Origin of the sequence: Paraglaciecola sp. L1A13, from assembly GCF_009796745.1 — a bacterium.
Classification (GTDB): Bacteria; Pseudomonadota; Gammaproteobacteria; order Enterobacterales; family Alteromonadaceae; genus Paraglaciecola.
Window position 1 is genome coordinate 4,007,679 of record NZ_CP047024.1, and the last position, 20,263, is coordinate 4,027,941.

Below are 20,263 nucleotides of genomic sequence, written 5' to 3' on the forward strand. Positions count from 1 at the left end.
CATGGATCCTGTTAAAAAAAGTCTGTGGTCTTTGCACTTCACTGTTATTTTATTAGGGGCAACTGCACTTTTTTCTAAAATAATCCCCCTCTCGGCGACTGATATCACATTCGGTCGCTCTATTATTGCCTGCTTAATGCTTTTTTCATTGGTGAAAATGAGTGGTGGCAAGCTTAACCTAGCCCGCAGAAAAGATTATTTAATTGGTATCGGCTTAGGCTTATTAATGGCGGCGCATTGGGTCAGTTATTTTGCAGCAATGCAATATTCCAGCGTCTCGGTGGGCATGATTGCCCTATTTACCTTTCCTGTGATAACCGTTTTAATTGAGCCCTTCTTTGAAGGGATACGACTTGTTTGGCAAGATGTTCTTAGCGCGGTAGTGGTACTTTTTGGCATATGCTTGATAGTGCCTGAAGTGTCGTTCGATAACGATGTTACCTTAGGAATTATTGTTGGCGTAGGTTCTGCCATACTCTATGCCTTGCGTAATCTGTGTCATCGAAAATACTTTTCCCATTACAGCGGATCGCTGGCGATGGCCTATCAAACTTTGGTTATTTTCTTCTGCTTGAGCTTTTTCATTACACCGGAATTATTCAAAGCTAGTAGCCAAACCTATGTATATCTCGTTTTACTCGGCACGTTTTTTACCGCTGTTCCCCATGCACTGATTGCTACGAGCTTGCAGCACCTAAGAGCAAAAACATTTTCGCTGGTTGCCTGTATGCAGCCCTTATACGGCGTTATTTTGGCTATTTTGGTACTCGACGAAGAGCCCAATTGGCAGACATTTGTGGGTGGATTATTGGTCATTTCAGCCGCTTTGTACGAAACTATTAACACTCAAAAATTACATAAGAAATAGGCCTACCTATGCTTGTTTTTGCCCATCGTGGTGCTAGTGCCGATGCCCCTGAAAACACCTTACTCGCCGTCAACAAGGCCTTAGGCCAAGATTGCGATGGTATAGAAATAGATGTACATCAACATGGGGACCAACTATTGGTGATCCATGATCACTGGTTGCATCGCACCACCAATGGTCAGGGGCAACTGAGTGAATACACATTTGAACAGCTACAAAAACTCGATGCTGGCCTTGGTGAGAGTATCCCTACCCTGTGGCAGGTAATGGAGTGTGTTGCTGGGCGTTGTTTATTGAATATTGAAATAAAAGGCGTACATGATGTACAACTGGTACTCGATAATATTGAAAAAGCCTTGCACGAACTGAATTTCACTTTAGATCATTTTATTGTTTCATCGTTTGACCACCATCTACTGCGCAGTATTAAAGAACATAAGCCAGATTTAAAAATTGGTGCCTTAACGGCAAGTAAGCCTATTGATTACGCAGGCTTTGCCCAGTCGCTAAATGCCTATTCAGTCAATGCAGATGTAACATTTGTCGATGAAGCGTTTGTGCTTGATGCCAAACGTAGAGGTTTGAAAATATTTGTATATACAGTTGATCAGCAAGCAGATTTAACCAAGTTAGCTAATTGGCATGTTGATGGTGTATTTAGCAATGGCCCGGGACGAGCAAAAGCTTTTTTGGCACGTTAGGGTAGTGTTGCTTAATAGAGAGATTTGAACGCTTCTTGTAGAAGGTTAGTGTAGAAGTTTAAGGCTAATTTTAGAAGCTGAAAGAGGCGTTAGCGATTGGATTTCCAGATTAGAAAGCAGCGTGACAACGACGCCTCAAGTTAGACTAATCCGCAGAGCAGCTTGTTGTTTCAGTATCACAACTGTGACAACTCCTACACAATTTCAAATTCACTATATGAGCACCCACAATAAGCATGGCGCCTATCGCAATAGTGAAAGGCTCATAACTATCGCCAAACATGTTCTTATTCCAATAAATAATCCCCCCAAGCATTAAGCTATAAACAGGATAAATTTGGCGATGATAACGATAAAAGCCAGATAACAATGCCCAAAATCCAACGATCATGGATAACGATAATATAATGCGTTCAAACCATGCTTGAGCGAAGAAGCTTGCACCGACTAAAGGTAATAAGGGAATAAGAATGGGTAATGCCAGGCAATGCACCGCGCATAAACTTGAGGCCCATATGCCTAGCCTATCTAATAGCGATTTGTCTTGTATTACTTGCATTGCGCGTCAATCCTTAATAAGTCAAACGTTATAATATAACATAATCAGCATATTGCAAAATTATTTCACGCTTTTTTCAATGAATTAATCAGCAAAATATAACTAACATATGCTTAAGTTCTTCCATCCCTGTAGCCACAAGAGCTGCTATCTCAAATCAATACTGTTAATTAACGTTCCGCAGATGGGTTAATTTCCTTACAGTTGGGCTTCCGTAATTTTATAAACTTGCTATATCTCGTCAGCCTTTTGTAATAATGTTGTGGGCAAGTGTCACAAGGAATGAACCTGATGAAGTTAACTAAAAGAGCTTTTATCAAAGCCAGTGCAGCAGCCATTGCTACCCTCCCCCTTTCGCATACTGTTTCGGCGGTAAATACAGCCTCAGCCAATCCATCACTTGGCGCTAAAACTTCAGAGCTGCCTAATATTAGCTCAAAAAGCATTCCCATTAGCAAAGCCGAGCGCGTTGCGCGGATCAAAAAAGCCCAAATACTCATGACGCAATTTAATATTGCCGCAATGGTATTGGAGCCTGGCGCTTCTATGGATTATTTTACTGGTATTCAGTGGTGGCGTAGCGAACGCCTAACAGCGGTGGTTATTCCAAGGGAAGGCGAGATAGCGGTACTTTGCCCCTTCTTCGAAGAACCCAGTATCCGTGAATCGCTTCAGGTAGGTGACGATGTCCGTGTGTGGCAAGAGCACGAAAGCCCTTTCGCGTTGATACAGCAAATATTGAAGGACCGCGGTGTTCAAAAAGGCCGATTAGCATTTGAGCAGTCGGTACGGTACTTCGTACTGCAAGGGACTTTGGCCTTAATGAGCAATATGCAGCATACCTCAGCTGATCCCATTACTCAGGGTTGCCGCATGTTTAAGAGCGTCCATGAAATCACCCTGATGCACAAAGCGAATGAGATAACCTTGAGGGCATATGCTCACGTGCACGCTAACCTTGCCATAGGTATGAGCCAACAAGACGTCAAACAGTTGATGAGCAGTGCGCAAACGCAACTCGGTGGTAGCGGTATCTGGACAATGGCGCTATTTAATGAAGCCAGTGCGTATCCACATGGTAGTAATCAAGCGCAAACCATTCGTGCGGGATCAACGATATTAATGGATTGCGGCTGCGCGGTGCAGGGTTATCAATCTGATATCAGTCGTACGTTTGTTTTTGGCGAAGCCAGTAAAAAACAGCAACAAATTTGGCAAACTGTGCGCCGAGGCCAACAAATAGCTTTTGAAAAAGCCCAACTTGGCACCCCCGCTGGTGCAGTTGATGACGCTGTGCGAGCTTACTATCATACACAAGGCTTGGGGCCCGATTATCAATTACCGGGTCTATCTCATCGCACTGGTCACGGAATTGGTATGGAAGGCCACGAGCCTGTTAATTTTGTGCACAATGAACAAACCCCGCTTCAAGTAGGTATGTGTTTTTCCGATGAGCCCGGTATTTACATCCCAGAAGAATTTGGCGTACGGTTGGAAGACTGCCTCTATATGACAAAAGACGGCCCTCGCTGGTTCACCACACCGCCAGATAACCTTGAAGCGCCCATAGGTAACGTAAGCCCATTAGACTCGGTCCTATCAGCTCAGATCCCTTTTCGTTTATCGACTAAAGAAGAAGCCATTTAATGAAGCAGACGACATTATTAAATCATGCATCTAGCGCACTGACTAAAGCGATAAGCACCCTAACCTTGTTAGTCATCAGTTCAACAGCTTGGGCAGGCGCTAACGAAGATTTCTCGACCCTGCTGGACATCCATTGGCAAGAAGCAAATAAGGAAAAAATATTTTTTCGTACCGACCCTGATGGTTGGAAACCTCAGGGCAAACTGGCCGACTTTAGTGCTCAAGGATTTGCCCGCCGTGACGCATTTAATCAGCGCATGTTAGACGCGTTAGATAACATAGATATGGCCCAGTTGAGCGCTAAGCAGCAGGTTAGCTATCGCTTATTTAAATATGAACGAGAAACTGAAGCCAACAGTTATCAATTTCAAGACCGTTATTTTCCAATTAATTTTTTAAGCGGTTGGCATACCTATTTTGCTGAAGCACCGGCCAATATGGCATTCCAATCGACGCAAGATTACGATCAATACTTAGTCAGTCTTGCCGATTATCCTCGTTTCAATCAAGAAAATATCGACTTACTTGCACAAGGCGTTAAGAAAGGGTTTGTACAACACTGTGAAACGTTCAAAGATTATCAACAAAGCATATCCACGCACATAGTTGATACGCCAAAAGACAGCGCGTTATACGAGCCTTTCACTCGTTTCCCTAGTCAGTTTAGTGAAGCACAAAAAAATCAGTATGCGCATAAAGGTGCGGAACTTATTAAACAAGCTGTGGTGCCAGCCTATGCCCATTTTTACGATTATTTTGTTAATGATTACATGACTCATTGTCGTAAAGAACCGGGTATAGCTAGTGTAAAAGGCGGCGCTGAATATTATGCTTATACTGCTAACTACTTCACCACGACCGATCTAACGCCTAAGCAGATTCATCAGCTTGGCTTAGACGAAGTAGAGCGCATCGGAAAAGAGATGAACGCCATTATTAAACAAGTGGGCTTTGAGGGTAGTAACAGTGAATTTTTACAGTTTTTAGCCACTGATCCGCAGTTTTATGCCCAAGATCGCCAAGATGTATTAGAAAAAACAGCCTTTATCACCCAAAAAATGTACGGCAAATTACCGAGCTTTTTTGCCACTTTGCCACGTAACACCTTTACCATAAAAGGTTCTGCCTCAAGAGGCGCATTTTATATGCCGCCACCAGATACGCGCACACCCGGCACGTATTTTTTAACGTCTGAGCCTGCCCAGCAACCTCTGTATAATCTTGAAGCACTGAGCTTACACGAAGCTGTACCTGGTCATCACCTGCAAAACGCCATTGCAATGGAACTTGATGTACCGGAATTTCGTCGCACCTTGAGTCATTCAGCCTTCACCGAAGGCTGGGGCTTGTATTCTGAACGCCTAGGAAAAGAAGCGGGGTTTTACCAAGATCCCTACAGTGACTTTGGTCGATTAGGTTACGAGATGTGGCGCGCTGTGCGTCTCGTGGTAGATACAGGTATTCACGCTTTTGGCTGGAGCCGCCAGCAAGCCATCGATTATTTGGGCTCACGCACTGCCCTAACTCAGAAGTCAACAGCAGATCAAATTGATAGATATATATCTTGGCCGGGACAAGCGCTGTCATACAAAATTGGCGAGCTTAAAATACGTGAACTACGAAGCCAAGCAGAAAGCAGCCTAAAAGAAAACTTTGATATACGCCAATTTCACGATGTGATAATAGGTCAAGGTTCTTTGCCCATGGCCGTATTAGAAGACAGCGTGAACCAATGGATTGAAACACAGCAAAAACACGACGAATAACCGTCTGTTACGGCTTGTTACGTATTAGACATGCATTACCAATCAAAGAGTACAAAGCCGCCTTGAGTGACTTTAACTGTTTGCCATACACTAAGTGACTAAAATATAGACTTCTTAGAAAGTTGTAAAAATCATAACAATACCTAACCTAGGGGACAGAGCAAATGGAAAGACGCGACTTTATTAAATTAGGGAGTGCCGGTATGGGCACCCTTATGCTACCCATATCGGGGACGGCGATTTCAGCCGACCAATTACTCGATAAACCAATGGACGTAGCCTATAAAAAGAAGCTTGCTGACATCGCATTGAACGCAGCAAAAGCGAAAGGTGCAACCTATGCTGATGCTCGTATCGGCCGTTATTTGAATCAATTCGTCACGACCCGCGAAACGCGCGTAGAGAATATTGTGAATACTGAATCTGCTGGTATTGGTGTGCGCGTGATTGCCAATGGTACCTGGGGATTTGCTTCTACATCAAATATGACTCCGGATAGCGTGGCCAAAACTGCTGAACAAGCTGTCGCTGTCGCCATGGCAAACTCTAAGTTTCAAACTACGCCTGTGCAACTCGCTCCAGTTAAAGGCGTGGGTGACGTAAGCTGGCAAACACCCATTGTGAAAAACGCCATGGAAGTGCCAATTCAGGACAAAGTAAATTTACTCTTATCTGTTAATGACGCCGCGATGCAAAACGGCGCCAACTTTATCAGTTCGCGTTTATTCTTAGTAAATGAGCAAAAGTATTTCGCCTCAACTGACGGGTCTTATATCGATCAAGACATTCATCGTTTATGGGCACCGTTTACTGCCACCGCCGTCGGTGAAGACGGTTTCAAACAACGTTCAGCCTTAGGTAATCCAGTTGGCATGGGTTATGAGTACTTAGACGGTTTAGAAAAAGACAAAGTGCGTATTCAAGGCGCAAACATTGGATACAATAATTCTTACGATATGGTTGAAGATGCTGCCGCGGCGGGCAAACAACTGCAAGCCAAGCTTAAAGCTAAATCAGTAGAGCCTGGTAAATATGACTTAGTGCTTGACCCTGCCCACCTAATGTTGACTATTCACGAGTCAGTAGGGCACCCGTTAGAACTTGACCGCGTACTGGGATACGAAGCGAACTACGCAGGTACTAGCTTTGCAACGCTAGATAAGTGGAAAAGCGGTAAGTTCCAGTATGGTTCTGACATAGTCAATTTATATGCTGATAAGAATCAACCTTATACATTAGGTAACGTCGCTTATGATGACGAAGGTGTAAAAACCAAAGAGTGGGATTTAATTAAAGACGGTATATTGGTTAATTATCAAGCTACACGTGACCAAGTACATATGCTAGGCCAAAAAGAATCTCACGGCTGTAGCTACTCACAAAGTTGGCGTGACGTGCAGTTCCAGCGTATGTCTAATGTTTCACTGCGCCCCAATGAGAAAGACTTGTCTGCTGATGATGTGATCAAAAATGTAGAAAAAGGGATTTATATTGCCGGTCGCGGCTCTTACTCAATCGATCAGCAACGCTATAATTTCCAGTTTGGCGGGCAGTTGTTTTACGAAATCAAAGACGGCAAAATTGTCGACCAGATTGAGGACGTGGCGTATCAATCAAACACCCAAGAATTCTGGAATAGCTGTAGTCAATTAGCCGGTAAATCAGATTATAGAGTGGGCGGTTCGTTCTTTGATGGTAAAGGCCAACCTTCACAAGTGAGCGCAGTTTCTCATGGTTGCCCAACCACGAGATTTGACAGCATTAATGTTATTAACACCGCGCGCAACGTGTAAGCAGCTCACTTAGAAGGAATATAATCATGACAATTATCACCCAACAACATGCAAAAGAGCTGCTGAGTAAAGTACTAAAATTCTCAAAAGCCGATGAATGTGAATGTAATTTAGAAAGCAAAGTGGGCGGCAATATTCGTTACGCACGCAATACGGTTTCTACCTCTGGTCAGGAAAGCGACCTGATCCTTATCGTTCAATCTACATTTGGCAAGCGCACAGGTACCGCAACAATCAATGAGTTTGATAATGCGTCACTTGAAAAAGTAGTTCGACGCTCAGAAGAACTTGCCAAACTTGCCCCAGAAAATGAAGAGTTCATGCCGCTGTTTGGTCAGCAGAAATATGCCGAAGCTAATACTTATTTTGACTCTACTGCCAACGTTACGCCAGAAGACCGGGCTCAAGCAGCATTTGACAGTATTGACCCATCCAAGAAAAGCAAGTTAATTGCAGCTGGTTTTTTAGAAGATGAAGTGTTGATGAGTGCCATCATGAACAGCAAGGGGTTGTTTGCTTATAACACCTCAACCAATGTGGATTTCTCAGTCACTATTCGCACCGAAGATGGCAAAGGTTCAGGCTGGTCGTCGGGCAATTACAGCGACGTTAAGTTATTAGATACGGCTAAATTGTCTTCTATCGCCATTCAAAAATCGAAAGGTTCAGCTGACGCTAAAGAAATGGAGCCAGGAAAATACACAGTTATTCTCGAGCCTGCAGCCAGCGTAGATTTACTGCAGAATATGATGCGAGCTTTCGATCAACGTTCAGCAGATGAAGGCCGCAGCTTTTTAAGTAATAAAGTCGCAAAAGGTGAAGAAGGGCCTAAAAATAAATTGGGCCAAAAAATGTTCGACGAACGCGTACACATTTATTCAGACCCTCAGCACTCTATTGCCCCAAGCGCCCCCTTTGCAGGTAATGGTTATCCGTTGAATAAAATTGATTGGATAAAAGACGGCACCATACAAAATATGCCGAACTCGCCTTATTGGGCGAAACATACAAAAAGTGAATATATCCCAACAAACCGTAACATTATTATGAGCGGTGGCGATCAATCACTGGAGGACATGATTAAAAATACCCGCCGTGGTGTACTGGTTACCCGTTTATGGTACATCCGTAGCTTAGATCCACAAACCTTGTTATACACAGGCTTGACCCGTGACGGCACGTTTTATATCGAAAATGGTAAAATAAAATATCCGATTAAAAACTTCCGCTTCAACGAAAGCCCAATCATTATGTTGAACAACATCGAAGCACTTGGCGAGCCACAGCGTATTGATGGCAGCATGATACCGCCTATGAAAATCCGTGACTTTACCTTTAGTAGCTTATCTGACGCGGTATAAGTCGATTTTTCTCAGGCTCACATGGGCCTGAGATATTCACCAACGGTATTTCCTGTGTACGGTAATAAGTCATGAGTATTCAACGACGACAATTTATTAAAAATGCTTGTATAGCTTTTGCCGCACAGGCCTTTTTTCGTGATAGTTATTCATGGGCACAGAGCAATAATTTCGATTTTTACTTTACCCGATTAAGCTATGAGTCTGGTGATTGGGAAGTAGATGAGCGCATGCCAGCGAATATGCTCAACTCGTTGATTGAATACACTAGCCTGAGGGTGGATATTAAAGAGCGCATCGTCCCCTTATCTGACCCAGCCATGCTAAACGCACCATTTTGTTATATGGCAGGTCACAGGCTCGTCCAATTTAGTGATGCTGAGGCGCAAAACTTTAAACAGTATGTCGAAAACGGCGGCTTTGTATTTGTTGACGATTGTAATCATGATATCGACGGTATGTTCGCCAAAACGTTTGAAGCACAAATGGTCAAACTGTTTGGTGAAGACGCATTGCAAAAAATTCCCAATGATCATCCTATTTATAGCGCGTTTTTTACCTTCGATGGTCCCCCCCGCACTTCCATTGAACTCAATGGTTGGGGTGATGATTTAGTACATAACTACTTAAAAGCTATCGTCATAAACGATAAAATCGCCGTTTTATACAGTAATAAGGATTTGGGCTGCGAATGGGATTACGATTTTCGTAATAAGCGCTGGTTAAAAGAAGACAATACCAAATTTGCCGTTAATATCGTGCTTTATGCTATGACGGCTTAACGCTTCAATTTGAATGAATAGCGCGAATTAACTAATAGCGCAACGCATGCGCATATAATTAAAACCACAGGTAGTATGACCATGAGCACAACTGAAAACGTCGAGTTACTGGCTCAAGACGACACTTTATCTGAGCAAACTATTTTACGGTTACTCGCCAAACTTACCTCAGTGAAAGACGAGATAGCAAGAGTAATTGTTGGCCAACAGGACGTGGTTCAGCAATTATTGGTCGCTATGCTAGCAGGGGGACATTGTTTGCTTGAGGGTGCACCAGGTTTGGCAAAAACCCTAATGGTCAGTTCGCTGGCTAAAACATTGGAGCTAGATTATAAACGTATTCAATTTACCCCTGACTTAATGCCAAGCGACATCATAGGCACAGAAATATTGGAAACCGACCATGACAGCGGCGAGCGTTTTTTTAAGTTTAAGCAAGGCCCCGTTTTCACTAATATTTTGCTGGCGGATGAAATAAACCGCACACCACCAAAAACACAAGCGGCCCTGCTCGAGGCCATGCAAGAACGCACTATCAGCTATGCTGGTAGTATTTATCCCTTGCCTAAACCATTCTTTGTGTTGGCTACACAAAACCCAGTTGAACAGTCAGGCACCTATGCATTACCTGAAGCCCAATTAGACCGATTTTTAATGTTTGTGCGAGTGGGATATCCAAGTGCGGCTGAAGAAGTTGAAATTCTAAAACGCACCACAGGCACGCAAAGTACCACGTTAAAAGAAGTACTGCATACCCAAGATATTCTTACACTGCAAGGCGTCGTACGCCAAGTGGATATCTCCTCTGACCTACTTGAATATACCAGTGCACTAACCCGTAATACGCGTCCAGAGGGCAGTGATAACCAACAAGTCGTCGATTTCGTACGCTGGGGGGCAGGCCCTCGTGCCGGTCAAGCATTGGTCTTATGCGCCAAAGCCAATGCATTGCTAAGTGAGCGTTTCGCCGTAACCCTGGCAGACATTCACAGTGTTGCCCACGGCGTGCTGCGCCATCGAATACTGCTAAACTTTCAAGCTGAGGCACAAAATATTGATACCGACGCAGTAATCGAGCATCTGCTTAAGAATACACCTTTGCCAAAAAGCCCATTAGCGTCTGCAGCACCTAATGGCAACGTAAGCTAACCATGCAGCAATGGATTGACCCCCTTACCCTTTCACGAATTAAAGACATGCCTTTGGTAGCCAAAACTGTGGCAGAAGGTATATTGCAAGGGCAACACACCAGCGTACAAAAGGGTTCAGGTATCGAGTTTAGTCAGTACCGTAGTTATGAACCCGGAGATGAGCTAGGTAAAGTGGACTGGAAATTGTTTGCACGCTCAGATCGTTATTTTGTGCGTGAAGCCGAACGTGAAAGTGATACGCATATTTGGTTAGTACTCGATGCCAGTCAATCTATGCTGCAACAGTCAGTCGCTAGTAGGGCACAAAATGGCTGGCATAAACTTGATTATGCACGCTATTTTCTGGCTACCATTGCTTATATCGCTCAGCAACAGGGTGACTCAGTCGGTCTTATTGGCTTGTCTGATCAACAGATTGACTACCTGCCCTGCGGATCGGGACAGCGCCACTGGCATAAATTGATGTTGCAGTTAAGCCAACTGAAAGTAGGTAAGCAATTTCCAAACAAAGAAAATTTACACGCACAACTTGGTAATATACGACCCCAAGGATTGATCTTCGTGCTCAGCGATTTTATTCAGCACGATCAGGAAATACTCGATTTCATGCAGCCATTGAATCACAGTAAAAATGAGCTGGTCGCTATACAGTTGATTTGTGACGACGAAGTCGCTTTCCCGTATAAAGGGGCGATACGTGTTGAAGATCCCGAAACACAGCAACAAAGACTCGTTTCAAGCCAAGATGTAAAAGCCTCTTATCTTGCAGCCTATCAAAACTTCCAAGTGGATTTACAGAATCGATTAACAGCCCAGAATGTTAATCTATTTACTGCCAATATCGATCAGCCATTAGATGAAAGCGTACATGCCTATTTAGCTTCTCGCAGAAAGGTCAGATAAGCGTGACTAATATTTTCAATGCATTGACTAGCGCGTGGCTATCACCTTGGTGGTTACTTGGTATTTTCGCGTGCGTGATCCCACTTGCCATTCACTTTTTTAGCAAAAGCAAAGCGCCGCTTATTTCCTTTTCTCAATTTGCGCTGATCCCCGTAAAACAGAGCACAATACCTAATGCTATGCGCCTCAGTGAGTGGCTATTATTAGCACTACGTATAGTGATTTTGCTGTTACTCAGCTTATTGCTAGCCCAGTGTGTAAAGCCAACCGAGAACGATAACAAGGTCAAATATTTTATCGTGAGCCATGGTTGGCTAGCCGCCGCCAATCAGCAGCAAAAAAAGACGTTTATTAAGGGATTTAACCAGCTCGAAAAGGAGACCGAAAAACGCTTAATATTGTTAGATGACAGCGAAGGCTCGTTTGATCCAGATATGACCGCTAATAACGGTTATCAGTCAGGCAACGGCTACAAATCTAATCATCAGGAAGCAATAACGCTCGCTACTTTAGACATAGATGATTTATTGAGGGATCGCATTTTACCTGGCGATCTTCAATTAACGATTTGGCAGCAAGTTGCCAATTTTAGTGCCACCCATCCGAATGTACTCCCGGCCAATATTCAGGTATTTGCCACTAATCACTTAGCCCAGTTCAATAACGAACGTGTTGCAGTGCCAGCACAGATAAAGTGGCATATATTAAAAACAACAGATGTGCCCAATAACAAATTAATATCAAAAATACTGCTGCTCTCGAGCGATACAAAGCAACCTCAAGTAGATTATTTGCGCGCTGCATTTAATGCCATCAATACCCGAAGCGAACGCGAAATACAATTTGATGTAGCGCTGCTTACAACGTTTTCCGGTTGGACCGAGTTAGCTCGTTACGACTGGGTATTCTACCTTGGAGAAGTAATTCCCAACCCCGTATCGCTAAGTAACTTAAATCAATATGTACAAAATGGCGGGCAACTATTTCTAACTGCCCTAGAAAAACATAAACAAGGAACTTGGCTTGTTATTGCACCACATACTTCTATGAGGGGCTCTATTTTTGACATAGGTAGAAACCCAAGCGCAAAAGATATCACCAGCCCCATAAAGTTAAGCCAAATAGGTGAGCCAGCGACGATGTTACCGTTTTTGCAGAAAGTAAATCCTGATGCAAAAGAAGAGATCCTATGGCAAACCCCCGACCGACAAAACGTGTTAACCAGAACCACATTTAGCCCACAAAAGAAGAATGGTCAGGTAATTAAATTTTACAGTCGTTTTGAGACGAATTGGACAGACTGGGTAACGCACTTAGACTTTCCATTTGCCTTGGATAGTCTTTTGAATGAACGTCCTTATCGTGAAAGTTATCTCAATAGAGCTCAGATCACTGAAGCACAAATTACTAGCGATATCGCGCCTAATCATGCAAAGAAAAGCGATGTGAATACTGCTGATAGATCTCAGATAAAACATACTGGAGGGTTGCAAAATAAGTCCCTCGAGCAGAATTTCAATCAAGCACAGTTTTATAGGCGTAGCGAAGATGACATTCATTTTTGGTTACTCACTCTGCTGATAGCTGCGTTTTGTACCGAGCGAGTTTGGTCAGAGTATAAACCTAAAGCAAGTGCGCTCGGCAGGGCTAAGTAATGGCACAGAAGCGAATGTCTCACGCCCAACGATTGCATACCTTAAAGCGAGCATTACAAAAGAGTAAAAAACGTAAATTACTGCAACATATGCTGCAGTGCTCGCCTCTTTTGTTTGTGCTTGCTTTAATACTTTATGTTGCATTTACCCCGGGAGATTCTCTATGGTTCGGTTACAGTCAGTACGTGATGTTGCTGGGTGCAACACCCTTGATTTTGCTGCTGGGTTTTATACGCCCCTCTTATAAAAAGATCACTCTGAGCAATTTAGCAAAACATCTCAACCGACGGTTTACGGCCCTTGAAGAGAGCTGCGAACTGCTGCTAACACTTGACGGTCAAAAGAGCTCTTTAGCTCCCTCCTCAGAACCATTACCGAGCAGCATACAGCGCCTACAGTGCAAACGTGTTGCAGGTGCTTTCGATAATTTGAGTAACGATAAAACCATTGATTTGGCGGTACATTATCCACTTAAAGTACTGCTGATACTCAATTTTTTGACAGCAATAGTATGTCTCCTATTGTGGTCTTTTACTGTTGGCAATGGACATATGAATCCATCGTTAGTTGAACAAACGTCTCTCCATGAAAGCCGCAGTGCTGAAAATAGTAATACCGATACATTAGCCAACATTCTCTCGGCGCAACTAGATGTCGTTGCGCCTGAATATGCCCTTGGTAAAGCAGGCTATTTAGCCCATCAAATGCAACCTTTAGATGCGCAAGTACTTGCTGGCAGTAAGGTATCTTGGCGTTTCGACTTTTCTATCAGTGATGCACAGTACACGCTCAAATTTAATGCTGATGACAGCGTAAAATTAGTCCAAACCGCCGATGGATTATTTACCGCATCAAAGGTTATTCAACGCGCTTGCGTTTACCAAATACTCGATGCAAAACAGCGAGTTATTGCGGTTCATACGATTAGCGTAACACCTGACTATCCTCCAAAAATCACTTATATAACGCCTCAAGCAACCATCACTGAGGTTCAAACTGCTGACAATGTATCTAAACCTTTGATAAACACTCAAGCGCTAATAAGTGATGATTTTGGCTTAAGTAAAATTGAGATTGTTGCTTCGGTCGCTAAAGGCTCGGGTGAATCCGTTAAGTTTCGAGACAGTGTATTTTCCTTCGATAGTGTGACCGCTAACAATAAAGAGGGCCAACAAATTTATAGCAAATTATGGGATTTAATCGAACTTGGAATGGCGCCTGGGGATGAGCTGTATTTCAGTATCAGAGCGTGGGATAACCGCCAACCTGAACGTCAATTAACTCGGTCGTCGAGCAAGATTGTGCGCTGGTTAGATGAAGATGTTGAAAGGGTTTTTAGTGAAGGTACCTTAGTCAACAATATGCCAGCCTATTTCAAAAGTCAGCGGCAAATAATCATAGATACTAAATCGCTGATTGAAGAAAGTGGGGCGTTAAGCGATGCAGAATTTACGCATTCATCTCAAGGCTTAGGTATTGCCCAAGCCGATTTAAAACATAAATACGGTCAATTTGTAGGGGATGAAGTCAGTGGAATCACGCGTTCTATGGAAGATGGCGACAGTAAAGAGCGCATCACAACCGAGGAACATACGGGTCATGATGACGGTGACGAAGCGGATGATCACGAAGGGCACGATGCTCATGAACAACAGAATATAAATGATAAATCTGGTTATCAATCAATGCTGGAACAGTTTGGCCATGCCCATGGCGAAACTGATATCGCCATATTTAAAAGCAAAGACTCGGTAGAGCAAAATCCACGTGTAATGATGAAACGGGCCATTGGATACATGTGGCAAGCTGAGAGTCAACTTTTGTTGAATCGTCCACAAGATGCCCTGCCCCATGAAGAACAAGCCTTACTGTGGCTAAACCGGGCCAAAAAAGCTGAGCGAATTTATGTGAAACGATTAGGGTTTGAGCCTCCACCTGTCAGCGAGAAACGCCGCTATCAAGGCAAGTTGGATGATATTAAGAATAAGAAACACAACATACCTACTGTTCAAAATGAAAATGAGGCGCAAACACTCGCGCGAATGCTCACACTACTCAACAACCCTTTGCGCCCAGCATTACCTTTCAATGGGGACGAAATCAAAGTACTGCAAGATACCGACGCATTGCTTCAGAAAAGGCTAATTAACGATCCTAATGTCATTCATGCATTAGCGCTGCTAGCACAAATTCAAAGTGCGAATAAACGCTATCCCCCAACATGTGAATTGTGCGCGCAACAATTGCAAGAACAGCTATGGCAGCTTTTACCAGCAGCCAAAAGTAGCCCTGGGCAACCTAATCGGCCTTACAGTAATTCTCAATCTACCATTACGCACTATGCAGAATTTTTACGTGGCAAGGAGCAACAATGAGCTGGCAAATAGCACAATTTGGCGCATATACGGTATCTACGCCTGCTAATATGTCGTTAGTTCAATGCGCTATATTAGGCTCGATGTTACTGGCTGCATGGTTATTGGGTAATCTATTTATTTATCGCCGGTTATCTAAATCTAAGTTTTATGTTTCATGCTTACTATTAAGCCTAAATTCCTTAGCATTTATAGCACTTCTGGGAACCGTGTTAGATATCAACTATGTCAGTACACAAACTAATCAAGCCATATTCATTACGCCTGGCGTAAGCCAAGATAAGCTAAACACAGTGGTCGATGATAAATCACTTAACAACAAGCTGTTTACGTTAGAGCGTAATTTGGATTTGGCCAATGCGATATATTTATCATCACCGTCTCTACTTGTTAAAACCATGCCTAATGTTAATAAAATAACGGTGTTGGGTGATGGATTAAGCCCATATCAATGGCAAGCCTTGTTCGCTAGTCAACCTAGATGGGGCAACACTCACACTAGCAGTATCGCCGTAGCATTCACGCCTGGAAATAAAACGGTAGGTTTAGTAAATATGAGTTGGAATAAACAACTCATCCTCGGTGAACGACTTACTATCAGTGGCGCCATACAAGGCCCTGACACGCGTGTTATTGCTGATAATAAAGACGTTATTAAATATTCATTACAACTACTCTCACCAAGCGGTGATGTGCAACAAGAACTGATGCTAGAAGCCGGACAAGCATTTAACCTAAATACTCGACCTAAAGCAGCTGGCCAATGGCTCTATAAATTAAAGTTAATAGAACGAGGTAACGAGCAAAACATACTTGAGCTAAGCGACATAGCGGTATTTGTTGAAAAACCAGCTGGGCTGCGTTTGGCCATTTGGCAATCGTCGCCATCTTTCGAAACTAAGCATATTAAAGACTGGGTCGGCGCTGCGGGTAGTCAGGTGACAGTTGTCACACAAGTTAGTCAAGATGCCTATCTACGACAAACGTTCAATCAACCCGAAACGGATGCTGGGGATCACTCTGACGATGGTTTTTATAGCAATCAAGCGCTTGATAAGACAGATGTTTTGATAATCGATGGACGCGCACTCATACGCCTTTCAGCAAATGAACGGACACGATTACAAAAAGCGGTACAAGACGGATTAGGTTTGCTTATTTTAGCCGATAATGATTTAGCCAGTAGCAATCTGAACACAGATACACACCAAGAAAACAGTCTTAATATCCCAAAAGTACGAGAAGATAAACAAGCTGCAGATGAGCTAGCTATCGGCAACGTCGATGGATACATAGCGCCAAGTAACGCCAATAGCAGTCAGTTACTTGGCGTATCTCCGCTAAGATTCAGCGATGAAAAAGGTGATGTATTACTCAAAGCCACGAATCAACGTGCCTTAGTTAAGCGTATCAAAAACGGGTTCGGGCAAGTAGCGCTTACCTTGTTACCGCGTACCTATGTGTGGAAACTCAATGAGACGCGAGGCGATTACACGTATCTGTGGCATTACTTGTTAAAACAAATTGCGCGTAATACCCAGCAAAATAAATGGCAAAACGAGCAGCAAGATCAACTAACGTTAGTACATAATCTCGTAAATGCGTGTTTGACTTCGCGCAGTGATGGATTAGATCTTGTCGAGCCACACGCGTTTATCGAGCGCGTTAACAACCAAGCCCTCACACAGCAGCCGTTATTTTTAAATCAACTTCCAGAACAGTCGGCTTGGTGGTGCGCTCACTATTGGCCTGAATTCCCTGGCTGGCATCGTATCTATACCGCTAAAACGCATACAACCGAACAAGCTAACAAGCAATTAACGGCATCAGTTACAGAGCAATACAGCTATGTCTATCCAAGTGATGCATGGCCTAGCTGGCAGCAGTCCATTAAACATTTAGCTAGCACAGAAGTAGCCGCATCAGCACCCGAAATCGCCGTGAATACATATGATAGTTCGTTACACAAAGGTTGGTTTTATGGCTTGTTGTTGCTACTACTGACCCTGTTATGGATAGCCCGGCGCTTGCTCTAAAATTCTGAGCAAGCGCACGGTATGTAGGTAGTAATAAAGCGATAGTTATAAAACGGTTATTTTATAACGCAAAATAGGTTTTAATCCCTTCAAGAATACTGGCGGTAGCAACAGAAGCTAATATTAACCCCATTACGCGACTAACAATATTAGCCCCACCATTACCGATAACTTTATGAATTGGCCCAGCCGTTAACAGCAAAATAAGCGTAATTAAAAGCACTGACAACATGATACCCGTTGTTGTGGCCTGTTCGGCTACAGTATACCGGGCATTCTCAGTTAGCATAACTGCAGCGAGCATAGCACCTGGGCTAGCGATAGACGGCACTGCTAACGGGAAAATAGCCGTTTCAGTGACCGACTTAGCCATGCGAAGCTCACTCTTAGCTTTACCCTCACCAAAGATCATCGTTAACGCGAAAAGAAACAACACAATACCACCGGCTATTTCAAAGGCAGAAAGTGGTATTCCCATTGCTGACAGCACATACTCACCAGCCACAATGAAAAACAGCAGTATACCGGCAGCGGCACAAATAGCTTTGTAGGCGATATGGCGCTTGGCTTTGGCATCAAAGTCTGTGGTAGTCGCAATAAAAACAGGCACGCTACCGATAGGGTCAATGACGGCAAAGAAGAAAATAAAAATCGGTATTAATTCGCTCATATGGCTCCTACGGAAGAAAAGTCACGGAGTAAGGTAATAAATACTACCCTAACAAGAGTGGGGGTGTTACCTAAATAATATGTTGAGAATTGATACTCCTTAGTAAATAAAATAACGACAAGGTGAAATGATTTAACACCGTTTAAGCGGGGAATATAGCATATAGAGGGCTATTTAGTCGATAGTAAAAGTGTTATCTAATGTATCTAGTAGTCGTGAAATAGGTAGGATAAGCGATTAAAATACGGCATCGTCGCTTAAGTGTAAGGTGTTTTTCACTGACAAATATCAACGAACTTTGCATTTAACACAGAGGCTAAATCATCTGGTGTGAGTGCTATTTCTAATCCTCGCTTACCCGCACTGACGTAAAAGGTCTGTAGTTGACATGCGGAACTATCAATAATTGTCATCAAGGTCTTTTTTTGCCCCAAAGGACTCACGCCACCTAGCACATATCCGGTCACTCGCTCGACTTCTGCTTTATCAGCCATTTGTGCCTTTTTTGCCCCCGCTGACTTCGCCAATAACTTCATACTGAGCTTATGCTCAACGGGCAATATGGCTACGCATAGAGCTTGTGTATCGAGCTTCACCACCAGTGTTTTAAACACTAAGTTAGCAGCTAGGTTTAATTTCTGTGCAGCCTCTAAACCAAATGATTCGGCATTCGCATCATGTGCATACTGCAGCACTTCGTGCGCAATTTTATACTTGAGCAATAAGTTAATCGCAGGTGTCATGTTATACCTTTTATTGTGTTTTCCGATTAATCCCGAGTTATTTTTTATCCATGGCTAAAACAGGAAGCTCACCACTTAAACCAATGGCATGGCGCACAATATTTTGTTTAGCCTTGGGTAAATGATTCATCGCCGATAAGCCAATATCCCGAACAAGTTTTTGTACAGGGTTAGCGCCGTCAAACAAGCGCTTAAACGATTCCATTGTGGCAATCATTTTTACAGCTTCTGTTTTACGCCAGCGCTCGTATGGGCGTAAATTTTTGCCTAGGCCAATATCTTTACCTTGCTCTGAGATTTTAATAACTTGCTCGGCTAAGGCCACAGCGTCCATGATACCAAGATTTGCGCCCTGGCCTGCTAGCGGGTGAACAGTATGTGCAGCATCGCCAACCAAAGCGACTCGATCCGTCACCCACTGCCTAGCATAACGCATTTTAAGCGGGAAACTTTGACGCTCGCTAACAACCTCACATATGCCCAATCGCATATCAAATGTGGCCATTAATGCTTTCGCAAAAGCTTCGTTATCTAAACTCATCAGCTGTTTAGCCATTGGTTCTTGCTGAGACCAAACGATTGAACAATGGTGCTCATCCCACAAGGGTAAAAACGCAAGAGGCCCATGGGCCGTAAATACTTGACGTGCGGTATTTTCATGGGGGAACTGAGTTTTGATAGTTGCAACAATCGAGTGATGCTCATAGTCCCAAAATGTGAGGGGTAAATTAGCGTTTTGACGTACCATCGAGTTGGCGCCGTCTGCTCCTACGATAAGGCGCGCACTGAGCATAGTGTCATCATCTAACGTTAAGAAGCTCTCTTGCTGGCCAAACACCATCTTATTGACTTTGTTGGGCGCAATAAGGGTGATTTTGGCACTTTGCTGTGCGCGTAACCATAATGCACGACGTAAATTCTGATTTTCGACTACATGACCTAAATAAGACTGCTGCACATCGTCATGAGAAAAGCCTATATTGGCAAAACTGTCTTGATCCCATACTGACATATGTTGATAAGCACATAGACGAGATTGATCAAGAAGTTGCCACGCACCTAATTTTTGCATAACCGTTTGCGTAGCAAGGGTGAAAGTACTTACGCGCAAATGCGGCGTAACACCCAATGGCTTATCACCGACTTGAGCGTCAATAACCGCAACATTAAGTTCACTGGTAGCTAACGTTAGTGCTACGGTTAAACCGACAACACCACCACCGATGACAACCACATCATAACTTTGCATCAAT

Annotated in this window: 16 protein-coding genes; 12 read left to right on the forward strand and 4 right to left on the reverse strand. The window is 43.4% G+C overall.

Annotated features, from left to right (window positions below; all coding sequences use genetic code 11):
- Position 1: 1 nt before the first annotated feature.
- The gene (locus tag GQR89_RS16970; RefSeq protein ID WP_158771139.1) at positions 2 to 868 is read left to right on the forward strand and encodes a DMT family transporter; all 867 of its coding nucleotides are present in this window, start codon (positions 2 to 4) and stop codon (positions 866 to 868) included.
- Between the two features lie 8 nt (positions 869 to 876).
- Positions 877 to 1,569 (forward strand): glycerophosphodiester phosphodiesterase family protein, encoded by a 693-nt coding sequence (locus GQR89_RS16975; RefSeq protein WP_158771140.1) that lies wholly within the window; start codon positions 877 to 879, stop codon positions 1,567 to 1,569.
- Positions 1,570 to 1,714: 145 nt separating this feature from the next.
- Here the strand turns inward: GQR89_RS16975 and GQR89_RS16980 are convergent, their stop codons facing one another.
- On the reverse strand, positions 1,715 to 2,128 hold the full coding sequence (locus tag GQR89_RS16980; protein ID WP_158771141.1) for a MerC domain-containing protein: 414 nt from the start codon (positions 2,126 to 2,128) through the stop codon (positions 1,715 to 1,717).
- 291 nt (positions 2,129 to 2,419) lie between these two features.
- On the opposite strand from GQR89_RS16980, the gene GQR89_RS16985 reads away from it, so the two are divergent.
- From GQR89_RS16985 to GQR89_RS17030, 10 genes are all read left to right on the forward strand, one after another.
- Entirely contained in the window at positions 2,420 to 3,775 is a 1,356-nt protein-coding gene (locus tag GQR89_RS16985; RefSeq protein WP_158771142.1) for a Xaa-Pro peptidase family protein, read from the forward strand.
- Positions 3,775 to 5,541: a DUF885 family protein gene (locus tag GQR89_RS16990; RefSeq protein ID WP_158771143.1), complete on the forward strand. Its 1,767-nt coding sequence runs from the start codon at positions 3,775 to 3,777 to the stop codon at positions 5,539 to 5,541. Before GQR89_RS16985 ends, GQR89_RS16990 begins: the two co-directional genes overlap by 1 nt.
- A 164-nt stretch (positions 5,542 to 5,705) precedes the next feature.
- Positions 5,706 to 7,334, forward strand: coding sequence for a TldD/PmbA family protein (locus GQR89_RS16995; protein WP_158771144.1), 1,629 nt, complete (start codon positions 5,706 to 5,708; stop codon positions 7,332 to 7,334).
- Between the two features lie 26 nt (positions 7,335 to 7,360).
- Positions 7,361 to 8,695: a TldD/PmbA family protein gene (locus GQR89_RS17000; protein WP_158771145.1), complete on the forward strand. Its 1,335-nt coding sequence runs from the start codon at positions 7,361 to 7,363 to the stop codon at positions 8,693 to 8,695.
- 71 nt (positions 8,696 to 8,766) lie between these two features.
- Positions 8,767 to 9,477: a DUF4159 domain-containing protein gene (locus GQR89_RS17005; protein WP_158771146.1), complete on the forward strand. Its 711-nt coding sequence runs from the start codon at positions 8,767 to 8,769 to the stop codon at positions 9,475 to 9,477.
- An 81-nt stretch (positions 9,478 to 9,558) separates the two neighbouring features.
- A complete protein-coding gene (locus GQR89_RS17010; RefSeq protein WP_158771147.1) occupies positions 9,559 to 10,626 on the forward strand; it encodes a MoxR family ATPase in 1,068 nt (355 codons plus the stop codon).
- Positions 10,627 to 10,628: 2 nt separating this feature from the next.
- The gene (locus GQR89_RS17015; protein WP_158771148.1) at positions 10,629 to 11,531 is read left to right on the forward strand and encodes a DUF58 domain-containing protein; all 903 of its coding nucleotides are present in this window, start codon (positions 10,629 to 10,631) and stop codon (positions 11,529 to 11,531) included.
- A gap of 2 nt (positions 11,532 to 11,533) precedes the next feature.
- The gene (locus GQR89_RS17020) at positions 11,534 to 13,186 is read left to right on the forward strand and encodes a BatA domain-containing protein (RefSeq protein ID WP_158771149.1); all 1,653 of its coding nucleotides are present in this window, start codon (positions 11,534 to 11,536) and stop codon (positions 13,184 to 13,186) included.
- A complete protein-coding gene (locus GQR89_RS17025; RefSeq protein ID WP_158771150.1) occupies positions 13,186 to 15,561 on the forward strand; it encodes a DUF4175 domain-containing protein in 2,376 nt (791 codons plus the stop codon). The genes GQR89_RS17020 and GQR89_RS17025 overlap by 1 nt, the downstream gene beginning before the upstream one ends.
- Positions 15,558 to 17,597, forward strand: coding sequence for a hypothetical protein (locus GQR89_RS17030; protein ID WP_158771151.1), 2,040 nt, complete (start codon positions 15,558 to 15,560; stop codon positions 17,595 to 17,597). The genes GQR89_RS17025 and GQR89_RS17030 overlap by 4 nt, the downstream gene beginning before the upstream one ends.
- 61 nt (positions 17,598 to 17,658) lie before the next feature.
- On the opposite strand, the gene GQR89_RS17035 is transcribed toward GQR89_RS17030, so the two are convergent.
- The 3 genes from GQR89_RS17035 to GQR89_RS17045 all read right to left on the reverse strand — a co-directional run bounded on the left by GQR89_RS17035 (position 17,659) and on the right by GQR89_RS17045 (position 20,259).
- Positions 17,659 to 18,267 (reverse strand): MarC family protein, encoded by a 609-nt coding sequence (locus GQR89_RS17035; RefSeq protein ID WP_158771152.1) that lies wholly within the window; start codon positions 18,265 to 18,267, stop codon positions 17,659 to 17,661.
- 275 nt (positions 18,268 to 18,542) lie between these two features.
- Entirely contained in the window at positions 18,543 to 19,010 is a 468-nt protein-coding gene (gene ybaK / locus GQR89_RS17040; protein WP_158771153.1) for a Cys-tRNA(Pro) deacylase, read from the reverse strand.
- A gap of 37 nt (positions 19,011 to 19,047) precedes the next feature.
- The gene (locus GQR89_RS17045) at positions 19,048 to 20,259 is read right to left on the reverse strand and encodes an FAD-dependent monooxygenase (RefSeq protein ID WP_158771154.1); all 1,212 of its coding nucleotides are present in this window, start codon (positions 20,257 to 20,259) and stop codon (positions 19,048 to 19,050) included.
- Between the last annotated feature and the right edge of the window lie 4 nt (positions 20,260 to 20,263).

Bases quoted from the DNA above. Each gene is read 5' to 3' on its own strand.
- GQR89_RS16970 (WP_158771139.1), top strand. From the start codon at position 2: ATGGATCCTGTTAAAAAAAGTCTGTGGTCTTTGCACTTCACTGTTATT.
- GQR89_RS16975 (WP_158771140.1), top strand. From the start codon at position 877: ATGCTTGTTTTTGCCCATCGTGGTGCTAGTGCCGATGCCCCTGAAAAC.
- GQR89_RS16980 (WP_158771141.1), bottom strand. From the start codon at position 2,128: ATGCAAGTAATACAAGACAAATCGCTATTAGATAGGCTAGGCATATGG.
- GQR89_RS16985 (WP_158771142.1), top strand. From the start codon at position 2,420: ATGAAGTTAACTAAAAGAGCTTTTATCAAAGCCAGTGCAGCAGCCATT.
- GQR89_RS16990 (WP_158771143.1), top strand. From the start codon at position 3,775: ATGAAGCAGACGACATTATTAAATCATGCATCTAGCGCACTGACTAAA.
- GQR89_RS16995 (WP_158771144.1), top strand. From the start codon at position 5,706: ATGGAAAGACGCGACTTTATTAAATTAGGGAGTGCCGGTATGGGCACC.
- GQR89_RS17000 (WP_158771145.1), top strand. From the start codon at position 7,361: ATGACAATTATCACCCAACAACATGCAAAAGAGCTGCTGAGTAAAGTA.
- GQR89_RS17005 (WP_158771146.1), top strand. From the start codon at position 8,767: ATGAGTATTCAACGACGACAATTTATTAAAAATGCTTGTATAGCTTTT.
- GQR89_RS17010 (WP_158771147.1), top strand. From the start codon at position 9,559: ATGAGCACAACTGAAAACGTCGAGTTACTGGCTCAAGACGACACTTTA.
- GQR89_RS17015 (WP_158771148.1), top strand. From the start codon at position 10,629: ATGCAGCAATGGATTGACCCCCTTACCCTTTCACGAATTAAAGACATG.
- GQR89_RS17025 (WP_158771150.1), top strand. From the start codon at position 13,186: ATGGCACAGAAGCGAATGTCTCACGCCCAACGATTGCATACCTTAAAG.
- GQR89_RS17030 (WP_158771151.1), top strand. From the start codon at position 15,558: ATGAGCTGGCAAATAGCACAATTTGGCGCATATACGGTATCTACGCCT.
- GQR89_RS17035 (WP_158771152.1), bottom strand. From the start codon at position 18,267: ATGAGCGAATTAATACCGATTTTTATTTTCTTCTTTGCCGTCATTGAC.
- ybaK (WP_158771153.1), bottom strand. From the start codon at position 19,010: ATGACACCTGCGATTAACTTATTGCTCAAGTATAAAATTGCGCACGAA.
- GQR89_RS17045 (WP_158771154.1), bottom strand. From the start codon at position 20,259: ATGCAAAGTTATGATGTGGTTGTCATCGGTGGTGGTGTTGTCGGTTTA.